Consider the following 7,507-nt stretch of genomic DNA (forward strand, 5'->3'; position numbering starts at 1 on the left):
GGAGGTCCGACCCGTTGATCGGGGACGGACCTCCGCGGGGGTGTGTTGCCCGCGCAGTCGGCGGCTGAGGGTCCCACGCGGGGAGCCACTGCAACTGGTTGCAATGGGGGCCCTTCGGGCCCTACCGTGGCGGGGACCCCGCCCCGCCTCGGAGAGGAGGCGCACTCGTGACGCGCCACGCCCTGTACCCGAACCTGCTCAGCCCGCTCGACCTCGGGTTCACCACGCTGCCCAACCGCGTGATCATGGGCTCCATGCACGTCGGCCTCGAAGAGGCCCCGGACGGCTTCGAGCGGATGGCCGCGTTCTACGCCGAGCGGGCCCGCGGCGGGGTCGGGCTCATCGTCACCGGCGGCATCGCTCCCAACGAGGCCGGCCGCCCCTGGGCCGGAGGCGCCAAGCTGACGACGGATCAGGAGGCCGAGCAGCACCGCGTGGTCACCGGGGCGGTGCACGCCGCCGGAGGCCGCATCGCGCTGCAGATCCTCCACTTCGGGCGCTACGCCTACCACGAGGACCTCGTCGCCCCCAGCCCGCTGCAGGCGCCGATCAGCCCCTTCGTCCCGAACGAGCTGACGGACGAGCAGATCGAGCAGACCATAGAGGACTTCGCCCGCTGCGCCGGGCTCGCCCGGCAGGCGGGGTACGACGGCGTCGAGATCATGGGGTCCGAGGGCTACCTGATCAACGAGTTCATCGCCCAGCAGACCAACCACCGCGCCGACCGCTGGGGCGGGTCCTACGAGAACCGGGTCCGCTTCCCCCTGGAGATCGTGCGCCGGGTGCGCGAGCGCGTCGGCGAGGACTTCATCATCGTCTACCGCCTCTCCATGCTGGACCTCGTTCCCGGCGGCTCCACCCTTGACGAGGTCGTGGCGCTCGCCAAGGAGATCGAGGCGGCGGGCGCGACGATCATCAACACCGGCATCGGCTGGCACGAGGCCCGCATCCCCACCATCGCCACCTCCGTCCCGCGCGGGGCCTGGGCCTGGGTGACCAAGAAGCTGATGGGCGCCGTCTCCATCCCCCTCGTCACCTCGAACCGGATCAACACCCCCGAGGTCGCCGAGCGGCTGCTCGCCGACGGGCACGCCGACCTGGTCTCCATGGCCCGCCCGTTCCTCGCCGATCCGGAGTTCGTCGCCAAGGCGGCCGCCGGGACGCCCGAGGCCATCAACACCTGCATCGGGTGCAACCAGGCCTGCCTGGACCACACCTTCTCCATGAAGATCACCTCCTGCCTGGTCAACCCCCGCGCCTGCCACGAGACCGAGCTGGTGCTCTCCCCGACCCGGCTCCGCAAGCGCGTCGCCGTCGTCGGCGCGGGCCCGGCCGGGCTCGCTGCCGCGGTGACCGCCGCCGAGCGCGGCCACGCGGTCACCCTGTTCGACGCCGCGCCTGAGATCGGCGGCCAGCTGAACGTGGCCCGGCAGGTCCCCGGCAAGCAGGAGTTCGACGAGACCCTGCGCTACTACCGCCACCGCCTGGAGACCCTCGGCGTCGAGCAGCGCCTGGGCGCGGCCGTCGACGCCGACCAGCTCGCCGCCGGGGAGTGGGACGAGATCGTCGTGGCGACCGGCGTCACGCCCCGCGTCCCGCAGCTGGAGGGTGTGGACCACCCGAGCGTCGTCGGCTACCTGGACGTGCTGCGGGACAAGGCCGAGGTCGGCCGCCGGGTCGCCATCCTGGGCGCGGGCGGCATCGGCTTCGACGTGGCCGAGTACGTGACGGCGGGTCAGGACGACTTCCTGGCCTCCTGGGGCGTGGACGCCGACTACCGCGAGCGCGGCGGCCTGACCGCCCCGGTGCGCGAACCGGTCACCCGCGAGGTGGTGCTGCTGCAGCGCAAGACCAGCAAGGTCGGCGCGGGCCTGGGCAAGACCACCGGGTGGATCCACCGCACCGAGCTCAAGCACCGGGGCGTGCGCATGGTGGCGGGCGCGAGCTACGAGCGCATCGACGACACCGGCCTGACCATCACCGTGGACGGGGAGACGCAGACGCTCCCGGTGGACACGGTCATCCTGTGCACCGGCCAGGAGCCGAACCGCTCCCTGGCGGACGAACTGACGGCGCGTGGCCTCTCCGTCCACGTCATCGGCGGGGCGGACGTCGCGGCGGAACTCGACGCCAAGCGCGCCATCGACCAGGGCACCCGCCTGGCCGCGAGCCTGTAGACCGGGCCGCGGGCATACGATCACTCACATGTCGCTCCCCCACGCCATCCTCACCGCCCTCATCGAGAAGCCCTCGTCCGGGCTCGAGCTGACGCGGCGGATCGACAAGTCGATCCGGTACTTCTGGCCGGCCACCCACCAGCAGGTCTACCGGGAGCTGGGCCGACTGGAGGAGGCGGGGCTGATCCGGGCCCTGCCCTCCTCCGGGCCGCGCAAGGAGTACGAGGTGCTCCCCGCGGGCCGCGAGGAGCTGGTCGCCTGGGTGGCCCGGCCGGAGGACCCCAAGCCGCTGCGCAGCAGCCTGCTGCTGCGGCTGCGCGCGGCGGCCGTGGTCGGCAGCGACGGGCTCGCGGCCGAGCTGGAACGCCACCGCGCCCTGCACCAGGCGCAGTTGGAGGAGTACCTGGACATCGAGCGGCGCGACTTCACCCCGCGCTCGGAGGCCGAGAAGGACCGGCTGCAGCACCTCGTGCTGCAGGGCGGCATCAGCCTGGAGTCCCACTGGGTCTCCTGGCTCGACGCCGCCCTGGCCGAGCTGGCGCGACCGGCCCCGCACGATCAGCCGCGGTAGGCCTCCAGCAGCCGCAGCCAGACCTCGCTGATCGTCGGGTAGGACGGAACCGCGTGCCACAGCCGGGAGACCGGCACCTCGCCCACCACCGCCACGGTCGCCGAGTGCAGCAGCTCGGCGACGCCCGGCCCCACGAAGGTGGCCCCGAGCAGGACTTCGCGGTCCAGGTCGACCACCATCCGCGCCCGCCCCCGGTAGCCCTCCGCGAACAGGGAGGCTCCGGCCACGTTGCCGATCTCGAAGTCCACCGCCCGCACCCGCCGTCCCGCCCCTTCGGCCTGAGCGAGCGTCAGGCCCACGGACGCGGCCTCGGGATCGGTGAACACCACCTGCGGGACGGCCGCCACGTCGGCCGTCGCGACGCTGCGCCCCCACGGGACGGTGTCCAGCTCCCGTCCCGCGGCCCGGTCGGCGATGACCGCGCCGAAGACGCGGCCCTGGTACTTGCCCTGGTGGGTGAGCAGCGCCCGGTGGTTGACGTCCCCGGCCGCGTAGAGCCAGCCGCCCTCGACTCCCTGCACCAGCCCGGTGTCGTCCACCGGGAGCCAGCCGCCCGGCTCCAGGCCCACCGTCTCCAGGCCGAGATCCGCGGTCGCCGGCCGGCGGCCGGTCGCGAACAGCACCTCGTCCGCGCGCAGTTCGCTGCCGTCGTCGAGGTCGAGCACGACCTCGCCGTTCCGCCGCGCGCCGCGCACGGAGACGCCGAAGCGGACGTCCACGCCGGCCGTGCGCAACCCCTCGGCGACGAGTCCGCCGGCGAAGTCCTCCATCCGGTCCAGCAGCCGCTCGCCTCGGACCAGCAGCGTCACCCGGCTGCCCAGCGCGTTCCACGCCGCCGCCATCTCGACCGCGACCACGCCCCCGCCCACGACGGCCAGCCGCTCCGGGGCGGCCTTCGCGCTGGTGGCTTGGCGACTGGTCCACGGCTGGACGGCGTCGAGGCCGGGCAGGTCGGGCAGCACCGCCGAGGTGCCGGTGCACACCGCCACGGCATGACGGGCCGTCAACTCCAGGCTAGCGCCGGGACCCTCCACGACCACCCGGCGCGGTCCGGCCAGCCTGGCGTGCCCGCGTACGACGCTCAGCCCGGCGCCCTCCGCCCAGGCCACCTGCCCGTCGTCGTGCCAGTGCGAGGTGAAGGCGTCACGGGTGGCCAGCACCGCGGCCGGGTCGAGTGCGGGCGCCTCCAGCCCGGGGACCCGGGCCGCGTCGGCCCGCGCCGCCATCGGGCGCAGCAGCGCCTTGCTGGGCATGCAGGCCCAGTAGGAGCACTCCCCGCCGACGAGTTCCGCCTCCACCAGGGCCACGGAGAGTCCGCCGGCATGCGCCCGGTCGGCCAGGTTCTCCCCGGTCGGCCCCGCGCCTATCACGATGACGTCGTATGTCTGCTGCTCCTGCGCTGCGGTCACCCGCCCATGGTGCCCTGTCCGGGCACGCGGGTGGCGCAGGCACGGGTCACGGTTGTGCGGCGCGGCTCAGCCGGCCACCGGTCCGTGGGCGTCCCAGGTCGGGTCGTCGAAACGGGGACGGACCTGCCCGCGCCGGACCTCCTCGCCGCAGGCGCGGCAGCAGATCCTCGGATCCAGCTCCGCCCCGCAGTCGTGGACCCACACCACCGGGGGCTCCTCGACCAGGTGCCGGTCGCCCCAACGGGCCAGCATGAGCAGCACGGAGCGCAGGTCCTCGCCGGCCTTGGTGGCGCGGTACTCGTAGCGCGGGGGCCGCTCCTGGTAGAGGACCTTCTCCAGCACCCCCTCCTCCACCAGCTTGCGCAGCCGGGCGGTGAGGATGTCGCGGGGCGCGCCGGTGTTGCGCTGCAGGGCGTCGAAGCGGTGCACGCCGTAGTAGACCTCGCGCAGCACGAGCAGGGAGTACTTGTCCCCCACGACCCCGAGCGCCTCGGCCACCGAGCAGGGGCGGGCGTGCGGGCGGGAGTCTGCCTTCGGGGTGGGCGTGCGCGGGCTCATGGGGCCAGGGTACCCCGCCGCGCCCGAGTGGGTTTGTTTTTCCAACCCACTGCGCTATGGTGAGTCCAGTTTTCCTACTCACTAGTAGCCGCCGCCCGGAAGGCCAAGAGGGACAAGGGAGTTCACATGCCTGCCATGCGAGACGCCGTGATCGTGGAAGCCGTCCGAACCCCCGTCGCCAAGGGCAAGCCCGGCGGCGGACTGCACCAGGTCCACCCGGTGGACCTGCTCGCGCACACCCTGCGCGCGCTCGTCGAGCGCAGCGGCATCGACCCCGCGCTGGTCGACGACGTGATCGGCGGCAGCGTCGACCAGGTCGGCGAGCAGGCCATGAACACCACCCGCAACGCGTGGCTGGCGGCCGGCTTCCCGGAGTCGGTCCCCGCGACCACGGTCGACCGCCAGTGCGGCTCCTCGCAGCAGGCGGTGCACTTCGCCGCGCAGGGTGTGCTGGCGGGCGCCTACGACCTGGTCGTCGCGTGCGGGATCGAGTCCATGAGCCGGGTGCCGATGTGGTCCAACGTCCCGGCCGGGGTGGACCCCTTCGGCGCGGGCCTGGCCGCCCGCTACCCGGAGGGACTGGTGCCGCAGGGCATCAGCGCCGAACTCATCGCCGCCAAGTGGGGCCTGACGCGCGATCAGCAGGACGCCTTCGCCACCACCTCCCACCAGCGCGCGGCCCGCGCCTGGGCCGACGGCCTCTTCGACGCCGAGACCGCCCCGGTCCCGACGCCGGCCGGCCTGTTCACGAAGGACGAGTCGGTGCGGCCGGCGACCACCCCCGAGATCCTCGCGGGGCTCCGCCCGGCCTTCGAGGACCCGGGCTTCGCGGAGCGCTTCCCGCAGATCGAGTGGTCGGTAACGGCGGGCAACAGCAGCCCGGTGAACGACGGCGCGTCGGCCGTCCTGATCACCAGCAGCGAGACCGCGGCCCGGCTGGGCCTGCGTCCGCTCGCCCGCCTGCACAGTTTCGCGGTGGCGGGCTCGGACCCCCTGCTGATGCTGACGGGCGTCATCCCCGCCACGGAGCAGGTGCTGCGCCGGGCCGGGCTGCGGCTGGAGGACATCGACCTGTTCGAGGTCAACGAGGCCTTCGCGTCGGTGGTGCTGGCCTGGCTGCAGGAGACCGGTGCGGACCCGGAGAAGGTGAACGTCCACGGCGGGGCGATCAGCATCGGCCACCCCCTGGGCGCCTCGGGGACGCGCCTGATGACCACCCTCGTCCACGCGATGCGCGCGCGGGGTGCGCGCTACGGCCTGCAAACCATGTGCGAGGCAGGCGGCTTGGCCAACGCCACGATCCTCGAAGCCCTCACCTGACCCCCCGTCAGGCCCCGTCAGGGGCCTGGCGGGGGCGCAGCCCCCAGGGGCGCGGGGATCCCCCACCCTTCGGGCGGGAGGTGCCCCCACCGCGACCAGCCCACCGCCCACGGAGGTTCGACCCTGATTGCAGGCCGGACCTCCCCGAGTGGTGTGTTGCGCGCGGCGGGGGCACCTCCCGCCCGAAGGGTGGGGGCGGCACCTCCCGCCCGAAGGGTGGGNACCCTGATTGCAGGCCGGACCTCCCCGAGTGGTGTGTTGCGCGCGGCGGGGGCACCTCCCGCCCGAAGGGTGGGGGCGGCACCTCCCGCCCGAAGGGTGGGGATCCTCGCGCCCCAAGGGCCCCTGACGGGGCCCCGCCTAGCTAGTGGGGACGGCGGGCGTACTCCACCAGGAACCGGGCTTCGACTTCTGCCATGTGCCGCAGCTCCTCCGGATCCACACTCTCGTTCGGGGCGTGGATCGCGCATCGCGGCTCCTCCACCCCCATCAGGACGATCTCCGCGTCCGGGAAGGACTCCTGCAGCACATTGCAGAGCGGAATCGACCCGCCCTGCCCCACATACGACAGCGGCTTGCCGTAGACCGCGCGCGCGGCCGCGTCCAGCGCGGCGTACGCGGGGCCGTCCGTGGCCGCCCGGAACGGCGCTCCGCTCTGCTCGGGCTTGATGTCCACGCGGGCGCCCCAGGGTGCCGCCTTCTGCAGATGGGCCGTCAATGCCGCCAGCGCCGCGTGGGGATCGGTCCCCGGCGGGATGCGCAGGCTGACCCGGGCCGCGACCGACGCCGGGACGGAGGCCGAGGAGCCGACCACGGGCGGGCAGTCGATGCCGAGGACGGTCACCGCCGGGCGGGCCCACAGGCGGTCGGCGACCGCACCGCCGCCGGTCAGCTGCACGCCGTCGAGGACCCCGGCGTCGGCCCGGAACTGGTCCGGGTCGTAGCCGACGCCGTCCCAGGCGCCGTCGCAGGCGAGGCCGTCCACCACCGTGCCGCCGTTCTCGTCGCGCAGCGAGTCCAGCATCCGGATCAGCGCCGCCAGCGCGTCCGGGGCGGGGCCGCCGAACATGCCGGAGTGGACGGGGCCGCGCAGCGTGTCCACCTTCACCACGACGTTGACGACGCCCCGCAGCGAGGTGGTCGCCGTCGGGACGCCCGCGGCCGCGTTGCCGGTGTCGCAGATCAGCAGCGCGTCGGCGTGCAACTCGTCGGCGTGGCTGGGGACATAGGCCTCCAGGCCGCCGGTGCCCTGCTCCTCCGAGCCCTCCGCGACCAGCTTGACGCCGACCGGCAGATCGTCGCCCAGGGCCCGCAGTGCCGTCAGATGCATGACGATGTTGCCCTTGCAGTCGGCCGCGCCGCGCCCGTACCAGCGGCCGTCGCGCTCGGCGAGGGTGAACGGCGGGCTGGTCCAGGCGTGGTCGTCCAGCGGGGGCTGCACGTCGTAGTGGCAGTAGAGCAGCACCGTGGGC

Annotated in this window: 6 protein-coding genes; 3 read left to right on the forward strand and 3 right to left on the reverse strand. The window is 73.8% G+C overall.

The window, feature by feature from the left end; genetic code table 11:
* Positions 1-167: 167 nt before the first annotated feature.
* Together ACFP3V_RS29800 and ACFP3V_RS29805 are read left to right on the forward strand one after the other, a co-directional pair.
* Complete coding sequence (locus ACFP3V_RS29800; RefSeq protein WP_380590245.1) at positions 168-2,177, forward strand: NADPH-dependent 2,4-dienoyl-CoA reductase; 2,010 nt, start codon at positions 168-170, stop codon at positions 2,175-2,177.
* Positions 2,178-2,205: 28 nt separating this feature from the next.
* Complete coding sequence (locus ACFP3V_RS29805) at positions 2,206-2,748, forward strand: PadR family transcriptional regulator (protein WP_380590248.1); 543 nt, start codon at positions 2,206-2,208, stop codon at positions 2,746-2,748.
* On the opposite strand, the gene ACFP3V_RS29810 is transcribed toward ACFP3V_RS29805, so the two are convergent.
* Together ACFP3V_RS29810 and ACFP3V_RS29815 are read right to left on the reverse strand one after the other, a co-directional pair.
* The gene (locus tag ACFP3V_RS29810; protein WP_380590251.1) at positions 2,736-4,157 is read right to left on the reverse strand and encodes a dihydrolipoyl dehydrogenase family protein; all 1,422 of its coding nucleotides are present in this window, start codon (positions 4,155-4,157) and stop codon (positions 2,736-2,738) included. The two genes, ACFP3V_RS29805 and ACFP3V_RS29810, sit on opposite strands and share 13 nt — an antisense overlap.
* A gap of 66 nt (positions 4,158-4,223) precedes the next feature.
* Positions 4,224-4,715, reverse strand: a complete 492-nt coding sequence (locus ACFP3V_RS29815) for a winged helix-turn-helix transcriptional regulator (RefSeq protein ID WP_380590254.1) — start codon at positions 4,713-4,715, stop codon at positions 4,224-4,226.
* Between the two features lie 135 nt (positions 4,716-4,850).
* Between ACFP3V_RS29815 and ACFP3V_RS29820 the strand changes: the two genes are divergently transcribed.
* The gene (locus ACFP3V_RS29820; RefSeq protein ID WP_380590260.1) at positions 4,851-6,035 is read left to right on the forward strand and encodes a thiolase family protein; all 1,185 of its coding nucleotides are present in this window, start codon (positions 4,851-4,853) and stop codon (positions 6,033-6,035) included.
* Positions 6,036-6,399: 364 nt separating this feature from the next.
* Here ACFP3V_RS29820 and ACFP3V_RS29825 read toward each other — a convergent pair.
* A partial coding sequence (locus ACFP3V_RS29825) for a M20/M25/M40 family metallo-hydrolase (protein ID WP_380590257.1) occupies positions 6,400-7,507 on the reverse strand: 1,108 nt, incomplete at its 5' end.

Origin of the sequence: Streptacidiphilus monticola, assembly GCF_042658505.1 — a bacterium.
In the GTDB taxonomy this organism is placed as follows: domain Bacteria; phylum Actinomycetota; class Actinomycetes; order Streptomycetales; family Streptomycetaceae; genus Streptacidiphilus; species Streptacidiphilus monticola.